Source organism: Burkholderia sp. Ed8 (genome assembly GCF_040761425.1).
Lineage (GTDB): Bacteria > Pseudomonadota > Gammaproteobacteria > Burkholderiales > Burkholderiaceae > Burkholderia > Burkholderia seminalis.
Window position 1 is genome coordinate 2,468,682 of the sequence record NZ_CP142885.1, and the last position, 19,729, is coordinate 2,488,410.

Here is a 19,729-nt window from a genome sequence, read left to right on the forward strand (position 1 = left end):
CCGCAGGCCGACCGGGCCGGGAACAGGCCCCCCGGCGCCCCCGGTTCAATGCGGTTGCTTGCGCTGCGCTTGTCGCGCCTCCCATTCGGCCAGGTCGATGCGATACTGCGCAAGCGCCTCGTCATACAGGTCGAAGACGCACGGCGAGCAGCCGCTGTTGCAGCAGTCTTCCAGTTCGGGCTGGATGGGCGGGGTCGGACGGGGATCGTCGACGGAAGGATCCTCTGAAGCTTGATTCGGCACGGCGTGTTCCGGTGATGTGGAACGGTCAGTATAGGGCGATCCGGGCCGCCGCCGCTTTCGGCAAGCCTGGCGGATCGACGATCAACGCATCCGTCACGGCGCGACTGCCGACCGCGGCACTCCGCTGCGTTCGCCCCATTTCCCCCAACAGGAGCCGCGCGATGGCCGAAGCCGTGAATCCACCGGAAGTCTGGGCGCCGTTCGGCGCGTTCTCGATGGCCGTGATCCAGGGCGACGGCCGGATCGTGCATCTGAAAGGGCAAGTCGCGCTCGACCGCGACGGGCAGGTAGTCGGTGCCGGCGACATGCGCGCCCAGGTTCGCCGGACACTCGACAACGTCCGCGATGTGCTGGCCGCGCTGGGCGGGCAGATGCGCGACGTGATCTCGCTCGTCCATTACGCCACCGACATCGAGGCATTCATGCAGGCCGGCGACATCCGCAACACGTACTTCGCCGCACCTTATCCGGTGACGACGACCGTCCAGGTCGAGCGTCTCTACCATCCCGACCTGCTGATCGAGATCGCGGCCATCGCCGAGATTCCGGCGGCGCGGTTTCGTCGCCCGGAGACGGCCGTGTGACGGGCATCGGCCCGCGTGGGATCGCGCGCCGGCGCGGCATTCCCGCCCGGCGCGCGCCTGCTCGCCACCCGCCCGCTTACTTCGCCGGCCCGCCGGTCTTCGCGGCCCCCGGCTTGTCGGCCAGCGGCTGCCACGCGGCACCGAGCGAATACCAGTCGACGCGGCGCGTGAGCGTCATGATGCCGGCGAGGATCGCAAACAGCAGCAGCGAACCGAGCATCAGCGCATTGTCTTCCGACAACAGCAGCCCGTAGAGCGCCGCGTACAGCATCGCGAGCAGCACCGCGAACAGCGCGCCACGCTTCGCGCTGTGCAGCACGAACGACAGGTAGAAGCCGAGCAGCCCGATGCATGCGCTGCTCGCCGCGAGATACGCATAGCCGAACGCGATGTGCTCGGACAGGCTCAACAACAGCAGGAAGAACAGCGCGAGCGACAAGCCGACCAGCGTGTACTGGATCGGGTGAATGCGCAACCGCTTCACGAGCTCGTACATGAAGAAGCTCGCGAACGTGAGCAACACGAACAGCGCACCGTACTTCGTCGCGCGTTCGGCCTGCAGATAGACGTTCACGGGCTCGATCACCGACACCGACGCCATCTCGATCGCGCCCTCGCCGTTGCCGTTGCCCGACGCGACCTGCTCGCGCGCCTTCGTGTTGAACGACGTCACGTGCCAGTTGCTGGTGAAGCCGTTTGCATCGATCGTGCGCTCGCCCGGCAGGAACGCGCCGCCGAAGCTCGGATGCGGCCACTTCGACTTCAGCGAGAAATCGTTCTGGTCGGCCACCGGCGCGAACGCGACCGATTCCGCGCCGACCAGCGGCAGGTCGATGCTGAACGGCACGACCGCGCCCGCTTTCGCGAGCGCCGCGAGATCGACGTTCGCATGCACGCCCTGGTGCAGGCTCTCCAGCCGCGTGCCCTGCTCGATCTCGAGCCGCTCGCCGCCGATGCGCAGGTCGGGCTGCGCCTTCAGCCCGCGAATGTCCCCGATGCCGAGCGCGACATACGCGTCGTCGATCGCGAAGCTCACGTGGCCGTCCGCCTGCGGCAGCTTCTTCAGGTCCGGCAGCGCGAGCGTGCCCGTCATCCGGCTCGCCAGGTCGTACACGAGCGCCTTGTGGATGCCGCGATAACGGACCTTGATGTCGAGCGCACCGTCGACGTTCAGCGTCTTCGGAAACACGAGCATGCGTTTCGTCTCGCTTCTGAGGCTCGTCTTCGGCGCGCCGCGCGGCGGCGCGCTGTCGCGCACGCGCGTGACTTCCGTGTAACGCACGACGAGCACCGGCCCCGTCACCGTCTGCGGGCCCGCATAGCTCGCCCAGATGCTCTGCAAGGCGCTCTCGCGATACTCGGCGCGTTCCCGCACGATGCTCTGGACCATCTGCAGCGGGATCAGGATCGCCAGCGCGAGCAACGCGGTGATCATGGATTTGAACAACAGGACTCGATTCATTGCCGACCGACACCGTAGTGGAAGATGCGGTCAGCATGAGCGGCCCCGGTGAAGGGCGATTGAAGCCGGTGTGAAGCAAATGTGTGGCGAACGTGAAGTGCGTTCAGCCGGCCGACGGCAGCGTGAGCGTCGCGCACGCGCCGCCTTCGTCGCGGTTCGCGAGCGCAACCTGGCCGCGGTGCAGCATCGCGACCTCGCGGACGAAACACAGCCCGAGGCCCGTGCTGCGATCCTGCCCGTCGGGGCGCGGCAGCGAATAGAAGCGCTCGAACACGCGCGACAGCGCGTAGTCGGGCACGCCGGGGCCGTCGTCGTCGACGCGCACGACCGAGACGTGCGCCCTGCCCGCCGCCCGCCGTTCGAGCGCGATCCGGATCGTGCTGCCCCGTGGCGCGAAATCCAGTGCATTGTCGAGCAGGTTGCCGAGCGCCTGCCGCAGCAGGAACGGATCGCCTTCGACGACCGCCGGATCGGCCGCCTCGTTCGCGTCGATCCGCAAGCTCACGCCGCGCTGCCGCGCGCGCGGCTCGATATCGTCGACGAGCTGGTCGAGCACCGACCGCAGCGCAACCGGTTCGCGCACCGACAGGCGCTGCTGCTGCTCGACCTCGGCCAGCGCGAGCAGCTTGCGGATCATCTGTTCGAGGCGGCCGGCCTGGCGGCGGATGTTCTCGGTGAAACGCCGGCGGTTCGCGACCGGCATGTCTTCCTGCAGCAGTTCGGCCGCGCCGCTGATCGCGGCCAGCGGGCTTTTCATCTCGTGCGTGAGTGTGTGGATGTAGGTTTCGACGTACTGCCGGTCCTCCAGCCGCCGATGCATGCTTTCCACCGCGCGCCCCAACTCGGCCAGCTCGTTCGCGCCCTGCAGCGGCATCACCGCGCGCTCGCCGGCCGCGATCGCGCGCGCATAGCGCTGCAGGCGCCGCAGCCCGAGCACCAGCCACCACGTGCACGCCACGCCGATCAGGATCGCGCCGCCCATCAGCAACGCGCCGTACAGCATGATCTTGCGCTGGCTGCGCGCGATGAACGGCGCGACCGTCTGGTTCGGCTTCGCGATCGTCAGCACGCCGATGATCTCGTTCCCGCGCCGGATCGGCGCCGCGACGTGCATCACGGTGCTGCCGTCGTCGTTCGGATCGCTGCGCGTGCTGCGCGCGCCGTATTCGCCGCGCAGCGTCCGGTACACGTCGTTCCAGCGCGAATAGTCCTGGCCGACCGCGCTGCCGGACGAGTCGTAGCGCACGATGCCGTGCGCGTCGGTGACGTAAAGGCGGTAGCCGATCGCGTTCTTCTGGATGCCCCACACGTTCGCGCTGACCGGACGCTCGTGCAGCTTGCCGAGCTGACGCGCGAACGCGCCGTCGGCGATGTGCCCGTTCGCCAGGTCGTCGGCGGCCAGCGCCGCGAGTACCTGCGCGGTATCGACGAGCGTGTCCTCCATCGCCTCGCGCACGCCGGGCTTCACCTCCTGCACGAACACGCGCAGCGTGATCAGCGCGGCGAGACCGACAATCAGGAAAAAACCGAAGAAGATGCGCAGGCCGATATGCATGGGCGGTGCCGGTCGTTACGGTTGCAGCGAATAACCCATGCCGCGATGCGTGCGGATCGGGTCGCGCCCGGGATCGATCGCGCGCAGCTTGGCGCGCAGTGTCTTGATGTGCGTGTCGACCGTGCGATCGGCGGAATCGAATGCCTCGTGCCACACGAGGTCCATCAGCTGTTCCCGCGAGTAGATGCGCCCTGGATGCCGGACCAGCAGCGCCAGCAGGCCGAATTCATAACGCGTGAGGTCCAGCGCGTGGCCGAGCCACGATACGCGCGCGCCGTCGGTGTCGAGCGTGAAACCCGGCGCGGTCGGTTCCGCCGGCGCCGCCGCGGGCCCGGGCGCCGGTTCCGGCGCGGCCGTCCGATGGAAGCGGCGCAGGATCACACGTACCCGCGCCGCCAGCTCGCGCGGCGAGAACGGTTTGATCACGTAATCGTCGGCGCCGATCTCGAGCCCGACGATCCGGTCGATCTCGTCGTGCCGCGCGGTCAGGAAAATCACCGGAATGTCGGTAAACGTGCGCAGCCGCCGGCACACTTCGAAGCCGCTGAGATCCGGCAGGCCGACGTCGAGCACCACGAGATCGAAGCGCGTGTCGCGCAGATGGTCGAGCGCCGCCTGTCCGAGCGTGCAGTGGACGGTCTGCATGCCGTCGGTGCCGAGGGCGTAGACGATCGTGTCCGCGATCGCCGTTTCGTCTTCGACGATCAGGATATTGGGCTGATTCATGGTCTCGGGTCTGGGTCGCGCAATCCGGTGCGACATTGTACGCACGACCGGCCGCGCGAGCCCCTTCCCGGCCGGTGCGCTACGCCACGCGGCCGCTCACCGGAATCGATGCGCCGGTGATCGCCTGCGCGTCGGCCGACAGCAGGAACCCGATCGTCGCCGCGATCTGTTCCGGCCGCACCCAGCGCGTGAAATCCGCGTCGGGCATGTCCGCGCGGTTCGGCGGCGTATCGATGATGCTCGGCAGGAGGGCGTTCACCGTCACGCCGCGGTCGAGCAGCTCGGCCGCCAGCGCCTCGGTGAGGCGCGCGACGCCGGCCTTCGCGGCCGCATACGGACCCATGCCCGCGCCCGCCTTGAAGGCCGCGCCCGCGCCGATGTTGACGACACGGCCGGCCGGGCTCGCCAGCAGGTACGGCAGCGCGGCTTTCGATGCGTTCAGCGCCGTCTTCACGTTCAGTTCGTACATGCGGTCCCACGTGGCGGCATCGCCGTCGGCGATCGTCTGCCACACGAATGCGCCCGCGATGTTCAGCAGCGCGTCGACCCGGCCGAATTCGCGGTTGACCGACTCGAGTGCCCGCGCGGCCGCCTGTGGATCGACGAGATCGATGCCGCCGATGCGCAATGCATCGGCCGGCACGCCGGGCAGCGCCGGTGCACCGGGGGCCGCGCCGCGGCCGATCAGCGCGACGCGTGCGCCGCGCGCGCCGAGCCATGCGGCTGTCGCGACGCCCAGATGGCCGAATCCGCCGGTGATCGCGACTGCCTTGCCTTTCAGGTCGTGTTCCATCGATGCGTTCTCCTGGATCGAGGGTGATTGACGAAGATCCGACAGCGTAGCGCCGTTCACGCATCCGTGCGCACGGCGACGAGGCTGCGGCGGCGCAGCTCCTCCGTCGTTTCGCCCTGGTTGCCCGGCCGCCAGCCCGGCGGCAGCACCACGAAACGGAACGCGGTCCACACGTCGCGGGCCGTCGCGACGTCGCGTGCCAGGCTCGCCCAGTGCTCGAGCTCGACGACGAACGGATTGCGCGAACGCGTCGGCGTGACGAGGCCGTAGCGGCACGGTTCGTCGTCGCGCTCGGCGACATAGGTGCCGAACAGCCGGTCGAACACGATCAGCACGCCGCCGTAGTTCGCATCGAGGTAATCGAGGTTCGACGCATGGTGCACGCGATGCGCGGACGGCGTGTTGAACACGTATTCAAGCCAGCCGAGCTTCGGCATCCACGTGTTGTGCAGCCAGAACTGGTACATCAGGTTGAACGACAGGATCGCGAGCACCGCTTCGGGACGCACGCCGAGCCACACGAGCGGCGTGAAGAACATCGCGGCGCCGGCGATCTTGCCGGTCCAGCCGAGGCGGAACGCGGACGACAGCGTCAACTGGTTCGGCGAATGATGCACCGCATGCGTCGACCAGAAGAAGCGCACGCGGTGCGACGCGCGGTGATACCAGTAGTAGCAGAATTCCTGGCCGACGAACACGAGCAGCGCGAGCGCGACGCTGTGGAGCGTGATCGTGAAGAGCCGGTGCGCCCATGCCAGATCGAACACGGGCGTGGCGAGCGACAGCGGCACGAGCGCGAGCAGCTTGCGGCCCGCGAGATCGGCAAGCGACAGCCACACCTCGTTCCAGTCGAACGGTTCGGGCTGGCGGCTGCGGCGCCAGGTGAGCACGGCCGCCTCGACGAGCGAGACGGCAACGATGAAGAGCGTGACGATGTACGCGAGCTTTCCGGTGGTGGTGAGCATGATGGGCCTTTCCTTCGGTTGAGTCGGACGCGTCATGGGCAGCACATGCCGCTATCGCGTCGAATGGAACGCACTGTAGGGGGCAAGGAACGGAAAGGCCACGCAGGAAATATGTCGCCGTATGTCGCGATGAAGTGGGTTCGCGCGGCCGGCAGCGGTCGCGGACGCGTGTGGACTGGAGATCGGGCCGGCGGAAGGCGAACGCGTGCGTGTCCGGCGAAAAATATGTCGCGGTATGTCGTGGTATGTCGCGGTTGAGCCGGCCGGCGGCGTGTGCAACAGGTGTTCGATGGAATCGGCAGCGACTGGACGACATATGTGGATCGGCGCGGTGCATGCATGAACCGGTCGGCAAATATGTCGCCGCATGTCACCGCGACACGTTTGCGCGCCGTGAATTGGATGCGCCGCCCCCTGCCGTCAAACCTCCCCGCTCGTGACTGCATCGCCGTGATCCGTTGCCTGGCGCGGCACGCCCGCGATCGACGCGGCCGACGCAAGCATTCGTCGTACCGAAAAACACCGCGCCGCGTGTAACACCGCGACATCTTTCATGACGCGACGGATGCGCGTCGCCGTCCTAAAGTTCGTCCCGTCGCCACGCCACCGCGTGCACCGCAACGAACCGCAAGGACACCCGATGAAAAACCGCTTCCTCGTCACCGCCGCCGCCCTCGTCACACTCGCCAGCGCGCCGGCCTTCGCCGGCTGGTCCGGCCACGGCACCGCCTACACGCCGCGCGGCACCTACAGCGGCGCGCATGCCGGCTCGTGCGGCGGCGGCAGCTGCTCGCATGCCGGCGGCGTGATCGGCCCCGGCGGCGGCCTCGCCACCAATACGGGCACCGTCACGCGCACCGCGCCCGGCCAGTTCTCGAACAGCGGCACGGCCGTCGGCCCGAACGGGCGCTCGGTCGAGCACGGCGGCGACACGAGCTGCGCGGACGGCACCTGCTCGCACACCGGTTCGCTGACGGGTTCGGACGGCCGCAGCGCGTCGACGTCCGGCAGCGTGACGCGCAACGGCCCGGGGCAGTACACGTCGAGCGGCACGATCACGGGTTCGGGCGGCAACACGGCCAGCCACGCCGCATCGACGAACTGCGCGGGTTCGACCTGCTCGCGCTCGGGCACCGTGACCGGCACCGACGGCGGGAGCGTCACCCATTCCGGCAGCGCGACGCGCGTGGCGCCGGGTGTCGTAACGACGTCGGGCGGCTCGACGATCGTCCACGGCGGCACGGTGTCGACCGGCGGCACGACGGTGATCCACGGCGGCACGGCGGCAGGCGGTACGGTCGTCGTGGCAGGCGGGACGGCGCCGGTACCGGTGCCTGTCGCGCCGCCCCCGCCGGCCGCCGTGATCGTGGCCGCGCCGCCGGCAGCCGCCACGGTCGCCGTTGCCGCGCCTGCGCCGGCACCTGCCGCAGCCGTGGCCGCGGCACCGCCGCCCGCACCGGCTGCCGTCATCGTCACGCCGCCGCCCCCACCGAAAGTCGTGCATGTCGCGCCACCGAAGGCCGTCGTGGTCGCCGCCGCGCCACGCGTCGTCTACGTCGCACCGCCGCCGCCGAAGGTCCTGTACCTCGCGCCGCCGCTGCCCCGGGCCGTGTACGCCGCCCCGCGCGCCGTCTATGTCGCTCACCCGCCGCGCGCCGTCATCTGGGTGCCCGCTCACTGGGCCGGCCGCGTCTGGGTCCCCGCGCACTGGGCGTAATTCCGCCGAAGCCCGTTTCGCATTCCACCCGATTCCGTTTCATCAACCACCCGGCCGGCGCAGACCCGTCGGCCACGCAAGGAGAAACCCCATGAAGTCCATCAAGAAGATGATTGCCGCCGTCGTTTTGTGTATCGTTTCTGCAGCAGCGTCGGCCCAGCAGGTGCCGCCGGGTGCGGCGGCTGGCGGCCTGCGCGCCGAACATGCGCTGATGCAGTTGCAGACCCGTTTCGCCAGCGCGAACACGACGCACGACGGCAAGCTCACCCGCGAGCAGGCCGCCGCGGGCATGCCGATGGTCGCGCAGCATTTCGACGAGATCGACGTGCGGCACAACGGCTACGTCACGCTCGCGCAGCTCGCCGGCTTCATGCGCCAGCGCATGGCGGCCCGCTGATCGCGGCGCGCGTCCGGCCCCGCAGTACGCACCGGGAGGCAGCCAATGGAACAGCCTTGCAGGATCGTCGTGCTCGACGACGAAGCCGAGTTGCGCAACATGCTGCAACGCTTCCTGACCGGCCACGGCTTCCAGGTGCGCGCGGTGGCCGACGGCAAGCGGCTCGACCGCCTGCTGCAGCGCGAACCGTACGACCTGCTCGTGCTCGACCTGATGATGGAACCCGAGGACGGCCTGAGCGTGTGCCGGCGCCTGCGCGCCGAAGGCCAGACGCTGCCGATCCTGATGCTCACCGCGAAAGGCGACGCCGCGGACAAGGTCGTCGGCCTGGAGACGGGTGCCGACGATTACCTGGCCAAGCCGTTTCTCCCCGACGAACTCGTGGCCCGCATCCGTGCGCTGTTGCGACGGCAGAGAATGGCGGCCGGCGAACCGACGGTCACGTCGCAGCGCTTGCGTTTCGGCGCGTTCACGTTCGACGTCGGCCAGCAAACCCTGATGCGCGACGGCGTGCCCGTCGAGATCCATTCGGCGCAGATGCTGCTGTTGCATGCGCTCGGTTCGTCGCCGAACCGCGCGGTGAGCCGCGAAAACCTGCTCGCCCGCGCGCGCGGCCGCGACCACGCCGCACTCGACCGCAGCGTCGACGTGCAGATCCTGAGGCTGCGCCAGATCGTCGAGGACGATCCCGGCAAGCCGCGCTTCATCAAGACGGTCTGGGGCATCGGCTACATGCTGGTGGCCGGCGTCGAATCGTGATGCGCATCCCGCTGCCGCGCTCGCTGCTCGCGCGCAACATCGCGCTGCTGGTCGCGCTCGTCGCGCTGTCGCTCGTCTGTTCGCTCGGCGTGCTGCTGCACTACGTGCAGCGTCCGCGTATCGAGCGCGCGTCGATCATCTTTTCCGACTACGTGCAGTTGCTCGACCGGGCACTCGCCGGCATGCCGCCCGATGCGGGCCGCGCGCTCGTCGTGCAGCTCGGCGGGCGGGCCTCGCCGCCGCCGGCGGCGCCGCCGCATGCGCCGGACCTCGCGGCCTTCTTCCGCACCTGGCAGCGCGACGTGTTCATGCAGGCGCTCGAACGCCACCTGCCGTCCGACCTGCCGGCGCGCTGGCAGTCGGGCGACGACGAACGCCTGTGGATCCGGCTCCATGCCGCCGGCTCGCCGGTGTGGGTGCCGCTGCCGATGGCCGCCGACGCGCAGGCGAGCGGCATCACGACGGCCCTCGTGCTGTCGGTCGCGCTGGCGCTGCTCGCGGCGCTGACCGGCTACCTGATCCAGCTCCACCTGAACCGGCCGCTCGATGCGCTGGCGCGCGCGGCGCAGCGAGTCAGCGCGGGCGAACGCCCGCCGCCGCTGCCCACCGACGGCCCGACCGAAATCGCCGACGTGAGCCGTGCGTTCAACAGGATGGCCGATGCGCTGCAACAGGCGGACGCAACCCGCTCGCTGATGCTGGCCGGCGTGTCGCACGACATCCGCACGCCGCTCACGAAATTGCGCCTGGCGATCGCGATGGCGCTGCCGCGCGGCACGCACGACACGCTCACCGCATCGACCGAGCACTACCTCGACCAGATCGATACGATCCTGCAGCAATTCATGGATTACGCCGGCAGCGGCGAGCGCGAGACCCCGCAAACCGGCGACCTGAATGCGCTGATCGGCCAGCTCGTTGCGGATTTCGCGGGGCTCGGACACGCATTCGAATTCGACGAAGGCGACGTGCCCGCGTTTGCGTTCCGCCCGATCGGCCTGATGCGGCTGCTGATGAACCTGATGCAGAACGCGGTCGTCTACGGTCGCACGGGCCTCGGCGTACGGACCTGGACCGAGCACGGCATCGCGTATGCGGTCGTCAGCGATCGCGGCAACGGCGTCGGCGCCGCCGAACTCGAACGGCTGAAGGCACCGTTCAGCCGCGGCGCGAACGCGCGCGGCCATGCGGGCGGCACGGGGCTCGGCCTTGCGATCGTCGAACGGATCGCCCGCCTGCACGGCGGTTCGCTGACGTTTCGCGACCGCGATGGCGGCGGCCTGGAGGCCGTCGTCGCGCTGCCGCTCGATCCGCCTGCGCCGGCCCGGCCGCCGCTGTCGGCGTGACGGCCTGACAGCCCGACTGCGCGGCGCATGTCGCGCGCCGGCGCGTGACATGCGCCGACATAATTCCTGCGTGGCGCGCGACACCCGACCTCAGCATACTTGCGCCTGCGTGTTGCGCAGCGGCATGAACCCTCTCCCTCGCCAGCGATCACGCCCCGCTTCCGATCGTTCGCGTTCCTGAATGCCGCGATGGTATCGGCACCTTCATCCAGACCTCGGAGATCGACATGTTCCCTTCCCTTCGCGCATTTGCCGCCCATGCCAAACATCTGACCCGCGTCGCGCTGATTGCCGGCACGCTCGCGATGACCGGTTGCGCATCGACCGCAACCACGACCACGGCCGCCGCGCCGGCAGCCCGCACGCTGCCGCGGGTTCATGCCGAGGTCGTCTACGTCTCCGCGTTCGACGTGGGCACCACCGACGTCCAGGTCGACGGAGGAATGATCCACACGCTCGCGACGCTCGCCACCGGTTCGTCCGCCGACGCACAGCGCCAGCAGCGCGCGCTGAAGACCCGCGATCAACTCGCCGATGCGCTCGTGCGTGAACTCCGGGCGCAGGGCATGCCCGCGCTGCGCGGCCCGGTACCCGACGGCCGCGACGCGCTGGTGATCGAAGGCCGATTCGACACGATCGACGCCGGCAACCGTCGCCGCCGCATCCTGATCGGGCTCGGCGCGGGCAAGAGCGAAGTGGGCGCATCGGTCACCGTGCTGTTTCAGCCGGCGCACGGCATCGCGCAGCCGCTCGGCACGTTCTCGGCCAGCGCGAACAGCGGCCACCTGCCCGGCATGATCGAAACCGCCGGAGTGGGCGCGGTGGCCGGCCGTCTCGCGACGTCGGCGGCAGTCGGCGCCGGCCTGCATGGCGCGTCGGAAGCAAAGCACGACACGGTGGCTTCCGATACGGACCGCCTCGCGCGTTCGATCGCGAAGCAATTCGCCGTGCAGAATGCGGCGAATGCATGGCTGCCGACCACGTCGGCAAGCTGACGCGCCGCGACGTCTCGCGCACGGCCCGGCCGGCACGGAGGCGGACGGCCGGGCATAATGCGCGAGGCCAGCGCGCCGCGCCGCCGTACCGGGCCACCCGCCGGCCCGCGTCGACCGCGGCCCGAATCCCGAATCCCAACCCGTCAAGTCCATGCAAGTAATCGTCGTAGGAACCGGCAAGCTGGCCCACGAACTGCTCGATGCGCACACGCTCGACCCGGCAATCTGTCGCGTGCTGCCCTGGGCGGACAGCACGCGAACCGACACCCGAGGTACCGACGCCCGATCGATCGTCGTGCACGCCGGTTCCGGCCGCGAACTCCCCGCCGCGATCGCGTTTTGCCGGGCCACCGCGTCGCCGCTCATCGAGTTGTCCACCGGCTCCGACCTCGAAACCGCGTCGCACGATTTTCCGGTCGTGCTCTGTCCGAACACGAACATCCTGATGCTCAAGTTCATGAGCATGCTGGAAACCAGCGGCCACCTGTTTCGCGGTTGCGAGATCAGCCTGACCGAGTCGCATCAGGCCGCCAAGACGTCCGTCCCCGGCACGGCCGTCGGCATCGCCCAGTCGCTCGGCGTGCCGGCGGAGGACATCCGCTCCGTGCGCGACTCGGACGTGCAGCGCGGCGAATTCGGCATCCCCGACGATCAACTCGGCCGCCATGCGGTGCACCGGATACACATCGACGACGGTGCATGCAGCCTGCGGCTCGAATCGCGTGTGTACGGCGCGACCCCTTACGCGGACGGCGTATCGCGCATCGTCGAAGCCGTCCGGCAACATGATCTCGAGAACCGCCGGTATTCGATCGTCGAATTCATCCGCAACGGCTGGCTGTAGTCACGGCGACGGGCCGGCCAGCGGTGACGCCGCCCGCCACGCCCGCCACGCCTGCCGGCCGCGGCCTTCCCGCCGTGGCGGCTTGCGGCGGTTCGCGCCCGCCGTCAGGCGTCTCCCAGCACCGCACCGCTTTCCGGCAAGGTCGCCCCGCCGTCGACGACGATCGTCTGCCCCGTGATGTACGCCGCGTCGGCCGATGCGAGAAACAGCATCGCGTTCGCGATGTCCTCCGGCTCGCCCATCCGCGCGAGCGGGATATCGCGTGCGATCTGCGCCGCGACCGACGCGTCGCCGAGATTGCCGGCCGCCGGGGTACGGATCATTCCCGGCTCGACGCCGTTCACCGTCACGTTGCGACGCGCAAGCTCTAGCGCCGCCGCGCGAATGAAGCCGTTCACGCCGGCCTTCGACGCCGCGTAATGCGCGAGCCCCGGATAGACGACGCGCGGCCCCGTCACCGACGACGTGACGAGCAGCCGGCCGGCCCCCGCGCGCTCGAACGCCGGCAACGCGGCCTGCGCGAGCCAGAACAGCGCCGACAGGTTGACCGACAGCGTGCGCGCGAGCGTCGGCTCGTCGATGTGCGTGAACGGCGTCAGCGGAAAATACGCGGCGTTGTGAACGACGACATCGAGCCGGCCGCCGTCGCGCTCGACTGCCGCGACGAGCACGCCCAGTTCGTCCCGGCTGGCTGCGTCGACCCGGTACGCCCGCGCGTCGCCGCCCGCGCGGGCCAGCGCTTCGGCCTGCGCGGCAGCCGCGTCGCCGTTCAGGTCGGCGACGGCGACGAACGCATCGGACTCCGCGAAACGGCGTGCGATCGCCGCGCCGATCCCCTGCGCGGCGCCCGTGACGAGCACGACGCGCCCGCTGAAATCCGCGCGCAGGCGGCCGCTGCCCGGCACCGCATTCATCGTTGCGCCTCGCCGCCGAGCGGGTGCACGGTTTCGTTCAGCACCTGCGCGTACGCGCCGATCTGGAAGTTCGACAGCGACCCGAAATCGCCGCCCTGATAGCCGAAGATCTTGCCGTCGGTCTTGCGCTGCGCGAGATCGATCAGGACGACGCCAAGCGTCGGCACCACCTTTTCGCGCCACACGAACAGATACAGCTCGTCGGCGATCCTGAAGTAGTGACAGCGGTCGACATCGGCCAGCCCGCCCTCGACGCCCTGCAGGCACTGCCACGCGTAGAAGTTCTCGTTCAGGTAGATGTGCTCGTAGCATTCGGTCGGGCTGTAACGGTACATCGTGCGCTTGCCGATCAACTCGCGCGTGGGCGCGTGCAGCGGCCCCGGCTGCGCGTGGCCGCCGAGCGTGCCGTGCCGGAATGCCGCGTCGACACCCGTCAGCGGCAACCCGCGCGCGACGCGCGTGAAGGCGTCGATGCGCGTGTCGGCTTCGGTCGGCAGCACGCCGACGACCGACGTCCATACGCCCTGGTCAAGATCGATCACGAGACTGACCGACGTCGCGCGGGCAGCCGTGTCGATGTAGTCGACGAAGTACAGCCCCTCGCGCAGCCGCGTCACGCGGCACGGCTCGCGGCCGCCCGTGTCGGTCGCCGCGTCGCGCCACTGCAGCGCGCCCGGCTCGAACGAATAGACGCGCCATGCGCCCGCTGCATCACCGAGCACGAGCGTGCGCCCGGCGAGCGCGTCGACGGACGCGAGGATGTTCGCTTCCGGCGCGAAGCCGTCCGCGAGCGCACCAACCTGAATGAATACCGGATCCTGTCGTTCCACCTGCCGTCTCCCGCGCAGCTTCAGGCCCGACGGGCCGTGTACGCTGCCGATATGCACATGGTGCGGGCTGCGCATGCCGCGCGGTATCCGCCAAAAGGATGAAGGGCGCGCGGCACCGGAACGCGCTAAAGTGCACGTGATCCGCGCCGCGACCGGCGCGAGGAGCGCACATGCACCGTGTCACCCACTACCGACGCACCGGCGAAGGCATCGAGGCGATCAGCCTCGAATCCGACCGCGCGTTTCCGCGTCACGCGCACGACGAATTCGGAGTCGGCGTGATCGTCAGCGGCGCGCACCGGTCGTGGAGCGGCCGCGGGCAGGTCGACGCGCTGGCCGGCGATGCGATCATGGTCAACCCGGGCGAAATGCACGACGGATCGCCGATCGATGCCGGCACGGGCCGGCGCTGGCGGATGCTGTACCTCGCACCCGCGCTGGTGGCGGGCGTCGCGACGGAAGAAGGCCTCGGCGGCGTCGAGCTGGCGCATCCGGCCGTGCGCGACGCGCGGCTCGCGGCCGCAGTCGGCCGGCTGCATGCTCGCATCGTCGCCGGCGCATCCGAGTCGATCGCCCGCGACGAGGCGCTCGTGATGCTCGTCGCCGGGCTGCTCGCCCGGCATGCGAACCGCACGCTGCCGGCGGCCGGCGTCGCACCGGCGGTCCGCGTGGCCCGCGAGAGGCTCGACGCGGCGCCGGCCGCGCCCGTTTCGCTCGCCGAACTGGCCGGCCTGAGCGGGGTGAGCCGCTTCCAGCTGCTGCGCGGCTTCGCACGCGAGCTCGGCATCACGCCGCATGCCTACCTGATCCAGTCGCGCGCCCGGCTGGCGCGCGCGCTGCTCGCCAGCGGAATGCCGATCGCCGATGCCGCGGCCGAAGCCGGTTTTGCCGACCAGAGCCACCTGACACGCGCATTCACGCGCCAGTTCGGGATCACGCCCGGGCGGTTCGCACAGGCGGTTTGACGCGAGCGCCCTCTTGATGCGCCGGGCCCAGTCGCACCGCATTTGAAGGCAGTCGCCCGCACGACGGTCACCGGTGGTCCGCGGATCGCCGGCGCACGCAAGCAGCACACCGCAATCAGGCCTCCGTCGCTGCAATTTCATTCAAGACGCACGTGGCCGCCGCACGCGACGATGCGGCGCATGAAAACACGACTGATCGGCTATCTCTATCTCGCCGCCGCGATGGCGGGCGTCGGCAGCACCGTCATCGCGAGCCGTCTCGCGGCCGGCGGCCTGCCGCCGTTCGCGGCCACGGCACTGCGTTTCCTGATCGCGACGCCGCTGCTGTTCGCGCTGATGCGCGCGCAGCGCATGCGCTGGCCGCGCCTTTCCGCGCGCGACGCCGTCCTGCTCGTCATTCAGGCCGCGGCGGGCGGCGTCGGCTATACGGTGCTGCTGATCAGCGGCACGCAGTTGTCGTCGCCGCTCGACGCGGGCGTGATGCTCGGCACGCTGCCGGCCATGTCCACGCTGATCGCGGCCGTCGTGCTGCGCGAGCGGCAGACGCCGCGCGACTGGGCGGCCGCCGCGCTCGCCACGGCCGGCGTGCTGTTCGTCACGTTCGCACCGGGCCACGCGATGCCGTCGTTCCAGACGCTTGCCGGCGACGCGCTGGTGCTGGCCGCCGTCGCGTGCGAAGCCGTCTTCATCCTGCTCAACCGGCGGCTGGCCGCGCCGCTGACGCCGCTCGCGCTGTCCACCGCGATGTCGGGCCTCGGCTTCGTGCTCGCACTCGTGCCGGCGGCATTCGAATGGCGCGCGGCCGCGCATGGCTGGACCGTCGGCGCGGTATCGGCGATCGCCTACTACGCGCTGGTACCAACCGTGCTCGGCTACCTGTGCTGGTACGCCGGCTCGGCCCGCACCAGCGGCACCGAAGCCGCGCTCTTCACGGCGGTCGCGCCGGTCTCGGCCGTGCTGTTCGCGGTCGCGCTGTTCGGTGAAACGCTGACCGGCACGCGAGTGGCCGGCATCGCGCTCGTCGTCGCGGGCATGCTCGTCGGTGCGACTCGGCGGCGCGAGCGCCGCGCAGACACGCGCGATGCGAAGCCCTCGAGCCCCGCGCCCACCACCGCGCGAGCCGCCGCCGACTGACCCGCGCCCATCGCGGGATGACGGCAACGGCGGCCGCTTCCCGTCGTCATATGGCCCATCGCCCGCACGCTCCGGCAACTGTAGGAATGTGTCCGCGGGCCGCAAATCGATTGCGCGCCACCTCGCAAGATGCAATATTCGCGTGGCCGGAACCTTTGACAACCACCGAACGACAATCCGCCCAGCAATGAACAGGAAGGAAGCCAAAACGAGAATCGCGGTGCTGCTCTCCGCGGGAACGAGGAAGGCCGACGCACTGGCCGAACTGTCAGGACAGGGGCTCAAGGATCGCGTGCTCGCGCACCTGATCGCGTCGCGCCCCGACCCCGAGCGCTGCCGCAAGAACAAGGTGCACATCCGGATCCTGGTCGCGCTCGGTATCGCCCAGCTGGCGATCAGCCTCATGCTCGCGTATTACTTCTTCGCAAGCGGCGCCGGCAATGTCCTCGTGCTCGTGTTCCTCGCGTTGACCGTGCCGCTGTCGCTGCTGTTCATCTGGGGTTTTGCGACGAATCGCGTCGGCGCCTATCACGCGTTCATCCTGCTGTCGCTGCTGCAGTTGCCGAAGACCATCGCCGAGCTCGGACGCGACCCGTCGACCGCGCTGCCCAGCCTCTTGATCACGGCTCTGCTGGTGGGCTATGTGTGGTACGTGCGCAACCGGATGTTCCCCGACTACGGCTGGTTCACGCCGCGCAAGGTCGAAGGCCGCTACGCGTTCGTCGAACACGCCTGACGCCGCACCCGCGCCGACGCCAGACACAAAAAAGGCGCCGGGCCGCCCCGCAATCGCGGGACGGCCCGGCGCCTTCTGCATTCCGGAACCGGTCGCCTTACTTGGCCTTTTCGGCCGTATCGCTGATCGCCTGACCACCCTTCGAAATGTCCTGGCCCACGCCGGCGACCGTATTGCATCCGGCGAGCGCGGCGGTCACCACCAGCAGCATTGCAGCAATCGTACGCGTCATTCTCATTCTCCTTCGAATCAACAAGCCCGACCGGGCGAATCGTGTGTGGCCCGGCGCACGACAGCATGCCGGACACGGGGCCTGACCTGATTATACGGAGACGGAAGCGGCGCGCCAGCACCAACCCGCCGCGTGTTACCCGCGCCACACAGCCGGTCGCGCAGATTTTCCTTGACTTCATTGCGCCACGAACTAATATACGCACCGCGTATATTTTCCGTCAGGAGCCGCCGATGACCGTTCCCCAGCAAGCCTTCCTCCGCGACGCGATGCGCCGCCTCAACATGACCCGCGAAGCGTTCGCCAATCGTATCGGCGTCAGCCGGCGCGCGCTCGATACGTGGCTGCTGCCCGACGACTCGCAGGAATCGCGCGGGATGCCCGAGATCGTCGAGCGCTTCGTGTCGGAAATCGTCGAGCGCTCGGCACCGGATGGCGGGGACTATACGCAAAGCGTAGACAAGCAAGGACTCTCGAAGCAGTTCCTGTTCGAAGGCAAGCCGCAGCTGATCTCGGTCGACCAGTTCTCGCGGGACTCGGTCGAGGCGCTGTTCCGCGTGGCCGACGTGATGCAGCCGATCGCGCGCCGCCACAAGATCTCGCGCGTGCTGGAAGGCGCGGTGCTCGGCAACCTGTTCTTCGAGGCCAGCACGCGCACCCGCGTATCGTTCGGCGCGGCCTTCTGCCGGCTCGGCGGCTCGGTATGCGACACGACGGGCTTCACGTTCTCGTCGATGGCCAAGGGCGAATCGATCTACGACACGAGCCGCGTGATGGCCGGCTACGTCGACGCGCTCGTGATCCGCCATCCGGAGAAAGGCTCGGTGGCCGAGTTCGCGCGCGCCACCAACCTGCCCGTGATCAATGGCGGCGACGGCCCCGGCGAACATCCGAGCCAGGCGCTGCTCGATCTCTATACGATCCAGCGCGAGTTCTCGCGGCTCGGCAAGATCGTCGACGGCGCGCACATCGCGTTGGTCGGCGACCTGAAGTACGGCCGTACCGTGCACTCGCTCGTCAAGCTGCTCGCGTTGTACCGCGGGCTGAAGTTCACGCTCGTGTCGCCGCCGACGCTCGAGATGCCGGCGTACATCGTCGACCAGATCGCGACGAACGGCCATGTGATCGAGCAGACGACCGACCTCGCGGCCGGATTGCGCGGTGCGGACGTCGTGTACGCGACGCGGATCCAGAAGGAGCGCTTCACCGACGAATCGTTCGAAGGCTACACACCGGATTTCCAGATCAACCAGGCGCTGGTCGATTCGGCGTGCAAGCCCGACACACTGATCATGCACCCGCTGCCGCGCGACAGCCGGCCCGGCGCGAACGACCTGTCGGTCGACCTGAACCGCGACCCGCGTCTAGCCATCTTCCGGCAGACCGACAACGGCATTCCGGTGCGGATGGCGATCTTCGCGGTGCTGCTCGGCGTCGAGAATCTCGTTCAGCATTCGATGCGCGACGCGACGTGGCGCCCGCCTGCCTACCTCGGGCCGGAAGACGCGGTGTTTCACGGGGTGGACTGACATCGCACCGGACATTTAGCGCCCACCCGTCATCGCTGCGGGAGCGCGCCGGATTGACCTGATGCGGAACGCGCCGTCTTGCACGGCGCGTTTTCAATTTCGGCGCAAGGAAAGAGGCTGAAAATCGCGAACTATCGCGCCCAAGGGTCGATGACGCGAAGCCCGAGCGCCTTGAACGGCGCGACGTCGCGCGTGGCCACGATCAGCCCGTTCGCCTCGGCCGTGGCGGCAATGTAACCATCGGCGACGGCGATCGCGTTGCCTGCGGCACGAGCCCGCGCGCAAAGGCTCGCATACGCTTTGCTCGCCGCATCGTCGAACGGCAGGATCCGACCTCGAAACAGCGGAACGACGCGCTGCTCGATGCCTTGATGCAGCCAGTCCCGCCTGCGCCCCTCCGGCAACGCGGCGACGCCGAACCGCAATTCCGCAAGACTGACCGCCGACAGGAACAGCGTCTCGACGTGCTGCGCATCGAGCCACTCGACGACTGCCGCGCTCGGCTCGCGCCGCAACGGCTCCGAAATGACGTTCGTGTCGACCAGGATCATTCGAAGCTCATCGGAGCGGCTGGCGCCTTGTCGCGCTGGATGCCGAAATCGCCATCGCCTGCCTCCGGCCCGAATTCCGCCAGCAATGTTCCCAGCTTGAGCCGCCCCTCGGGCAGAACGGCTTGTTCGAGGATGTCGCGCACCTCGGCTTCGGTACTGCGACCACGCCGGGCAGCACGAATCCGAAGTGCGCGATGCACTTCGTCGGGCAAATTTCGAACGGTGAGCACTGGCATGACGCGTTCCACCAAGATTGCTTTCAATGCAGTCATTTTATCATCTTGCAGTCACACGGACCGAGTCGAGTCGCAACCACTCTAGTCCGCCCGATACCCGCGCCATACTCGGCCGATCGGCCATCTCTCCGCGCATCGCCGGCCCGCAGCCCTCCGACACATTCGTTGACGATTCCGTCACAAATACAAACAAGAACGCTTCTCATTCAACATGAA

Annotated in this window: 22 protein-coding genes; 11 read left to right on the forward strand and 11 right to left on the reverse strand. The window is 69.0% G+C overall.

Annotated elements, in window-relative coordinates:
* Positions 1–45 precede the first annotated feature (45 nt).
* Positions 46–243: an oxidoreductase-like domain-containing protein gene (locus VXM69_RS11295; RefSeq protein ID WP_034189451.1), complete on the reverse strand. Its 198-nt coding sequence runs from the start codon at positions 241–243 to the stop codon at positions 46–48.
* A gap of 161 nt (positions 244–404) precedes the next feature.
* On the opposite strand from VXM69_RS11295, the gene VXM69_RS11300 reads away from it, so the two are divergent.
* Positions 405–827, forward strand: a complete 423-nt coding sequence (locus VXM69_RS11300; protein ID WP_034189450.1) for a RidA family protein — start codon at positions 405–407, stop codon at positions 825–827.
* A 76-nt stretch (positions 828–903) separates the two neighbouring features.
* On the opposite strand, the gene creD is transcribed toward VXM69_RS11300, so the two are convergent.
* From creD to VXM69_RS11325, 5 genes are all read right to left on the reverse strand, one after another.
* A complete protein-coding gene (gene creD, locus VXM69_RS11305; protein WP_367188603.1) occupies positions 904–2,289 on the reverse strand; it encodes a cell envelope integrity protein CreD in 1,386 nt (461 codons plus the stop codon).
* 103 nt (positions 2,290–2,392) lie between these two features.
* Positions 2,393–3,844, reverse strand: coding sequence for a two-component system sensor histidine kinase CreC (gene creC / locus VXM69_RS11310; protein ID WP_367188604.1), 1,452 nt, complete (start codon positions 3,842–3,844; stop codon positions 2,393–2,395).
* A 15-nt stretch (positions 3,845–3,859) separates the two neighbouring features.
* On the reverse strand, positions 3,860–4,570 hold the full coding sequence (creB, locus tag VXM69_RS11315) for a two-component system response regulator CreB (protein ID WP_124670307.1): 711 nt from the start codon (positions 4,568–4,570) through the stop codon (positions 3,860–3,862).
* 79 nt (positions 4,571–4,649) lie between these two features.
* The gene (locus VXM69_RS11320) at positions 4,650–5,363 is read right to left on the reverse strand and encodes an SDR family NAD(P)-dependent oxidoreductase (RefSeq protein WP_069245965.1); all 714 of its coding nucleotides are present in this window, start codon (positions 5,361–5,363) and stop codon (positions 4,650–4,652) included.
* Positions 5,364–5,419: 56 nt separating this feature from the next.
* Positions 5,420–6,328, reverse strand: a complete 909-nt coding sequence (locus VXM69_RS11325; protein WP_367188605.1) for a sterol desaturase family protein — start codon at positions 6,326–6,328, stop codon at positions 5,420–5,422.
* Between the two features lie 640 nt (positions 6,329–6,968).
* On the opposite strand from VXM69_RS11325, the gene VXM69_RS11330 reads away from it, so the two are divergent.
* The 6 genes from VXM69_RS11330 to VXM69_RS11355 all read left to right on the forward strand — a co-directional run bounded on the left by VXM69_RS11330 (position 6,969) and on the right by VXM69_RS11355 (position 12,386).
* Positions 6,969–8,045 carry a hypothetical protein gene (locus VXM69_RS11330; RefSeq protein ID WP_367188606.1) on the forward strand — a complete coding sequence of 359 codons (1,077 nt, stop codon included), beginning with the start codon at positions 6,969–6,971 and terminating at the stop codon, positions 8,043–8,045.
* A gap of 91 nt (positions 8,046–8,136) precedes the next feature.
* Positions 8,137–8,442, forward strand: a complete 306-nt coding sequence (locus VXM69_RS11335; RefSeq protein ID WP_367188607.1) for an EF-hand domain-containing protein — start codon at positions 8,137–8,139, stop codon at positions 8,440–8,442.
* A 45-nt stretch (positions 8,443–8,487) separates the two neighbouring features.
* A complete protein-coding gene (locus VXM69_RS11340; RefSeq protein WP_034189445.1) occupies positions 8,488–9,201 on the forward strand; it encodes a response regulator in 714 nt (237 codons plus the stop codon).
* Positions 9,201–10,547, forward strand: coding sequence for an ATP-binding protein (locus VXM69_RS11345; RefSeq protein ID WP_367188608.1), 1,347 nt, complete (start codon positions 9,201–9,203; stop codon positions 10,545–10,547). The genes VXM69_RS11340 and VXM69_RS11345 overlap by 1 nt, the downstream gene beginning before the upstream one ends.
* A 227-nt stretch (positions 10,548–10,774) precedes the next feature.
* Positions 10,775–11,542 carry a DUF4410 domain-containing protein gene (locus VXM69_RS11350; protein ID WP_367188609.1) on the forward strand — a complete coding sequence of 256 codons (768 nt, stop codon included), beginning with the start codon at positions 10,775–10,777 and terminating at the stop codon, positions 11,540–11,542.
* Positions 11,543–11,693: 151 nt separating this feature from the next.
* Complete coding sequence (locus VXM69_RS11355; RefSeq protein WP_367188610.1) at positions 11,694–12,386, forward strand: dihydrodipicolinate reductase; 693 nt, start codon at positions 11,694–11,696, stop codon at positions 12,384–12,386.
* A 104-nt stretch (positions 12,387–12,490) separates the two neighbouring features.
* On the opposite strand, the gene VXM69_RS11360 is transcribed toward VXM69_RS11355, so the two are convergent.
* A complete protein-coding gene (locus VXM69_RS11360; protein WP_367188611.1) occupies positions 12,491–13,300 on the reverse strand; it encodes an SDR family oxidoreductase in 810 nt (269 codons plus the stop codon).
* A complete protein-coding gene (locus VXM69_RS11365; RefSeq protein ID WP_049029534.1) occupies positions 13,297–14,130 on the reverse strand; it encodes a molybdenum cofactor biosynthesis F family protein in 834 nt (277 codons plus the stop codon). Before VXM69_RS11365 ends, VXM69_RS11360 begins: the two co-directional genes overlap by 4 nt.
* A 170-nt stretch (positions 14,131–14,300) precedes the next feature.
* Between VXM69_RS11365 and VXM69_RS11370 the strand changes: the two genes are divergently transcribed.
* The 3 genes from VXM69_RS11370 to VXM69_RS11380 all read left to right on the forward strand — a co-directional run bounded on the left by VXM69_RS11370 (position 14,301) and on the right by VXM69_RS11380 (position 16,965).
* Positions 14,301–15,095 (forward strand): helix-turn-helix domain-containing protein, encoded by a 795-nt coding sequence (locus VXM69_RS11370; protein WP_367188612.1) that lies wholly within the window; start codon positions 14,301–14,303, stop codon positions 15,093–15,095.
* A 180-nt stretch (positions 15,096–15,275) separates the two neighbouring features.
* Positions 15,276–16,229 carry a DMT family transporter gene (locus tag VXM69_RS11375; RefSeq protein ID WP_367188613.1) on the forward strand — a complete coding sequence of 318 codons (954 nt, stop codon included), beginning with the start codon at positions 15,276–15,278 and terminating at the stop codon, positions 16,227–16,229.
* A gap of 187 nt (positions 16,230–16,416) precedes the next feature.
* Positions 16,417–16,965 carry a hypothetical protein gene (locus VXM69_RS11380; protein ID WP_049030176.1) on the forward strand — a complete coding sequence of 183 codons (549 nt, stop codon included), beginning with the start codon at positions 16,417–16,419 and terminating at the stop codon, positions 16,963–16,965.
* 97 nt (positions 16,966–17,062) lie between these two features.
* On the opposite strand, the gene VXM69_RS11385 is transcribed toward VXM69_RS11380, so the two are convergent.
* A complete protein-coding gene (locus tag VXM69_RS11385; RefSeq protein WP_021158165.1) occupies positions 17,063–17,197 on the reverse strand; it encodes an entericidin A/B family lipoprotein in 135 nt (44 codons plus the stop codon).
* 233 nt (positions 17,198–17,430) lie between these two features.
* Between VXM69_RS11385 and VXM69_RS11390 the strand changes: the two genes are divergently transcribed.
* Positions 17,431–18,726 carry an aspartate carbamoyltransferase gene (locus VXM69_RS11390; protein WP_034189438.1) on the forward strand — a complete coding sequence of 432 codons (1,296 nt, stop codon included), beginning with the start codon at positions 17,431–17,433 and terminating at the stop codon, positions 18,724–18,726.
* Between the two features lie 131 nt (positions 18,727–18,857).
* Here the strand turns inward: VXM69_RS11390 and VXM69_RS11395 are convergent, their stop codons facing one another.
* A complete protein-coding gene (locus VXM69_RS11395; protein ID WP_367188614.1) occupies positions 18,858–19,277 on the reverse strand; it encodes a type II toxin-antitoxin system VapC family toxin in 420 nt (139 codons plus the stop codon).
* Complete coding sequence (locus VXM69_RS11400) at positions 19,274–19,513, reverse strand: Arc family DNA-binding protein (RefSeq protein WP_367188615.1); 240 nt, start codon at positions 19,511–19,513, stop codon at positions 19,274–19,276. Before VXM69_RS11400 ends, VXM69_RS11395 begins: the two co-directional genes overlap by 4 nt.
* Between the last annotated feature and the right edge of the window lie 216 nt (positions 19,514–19,729).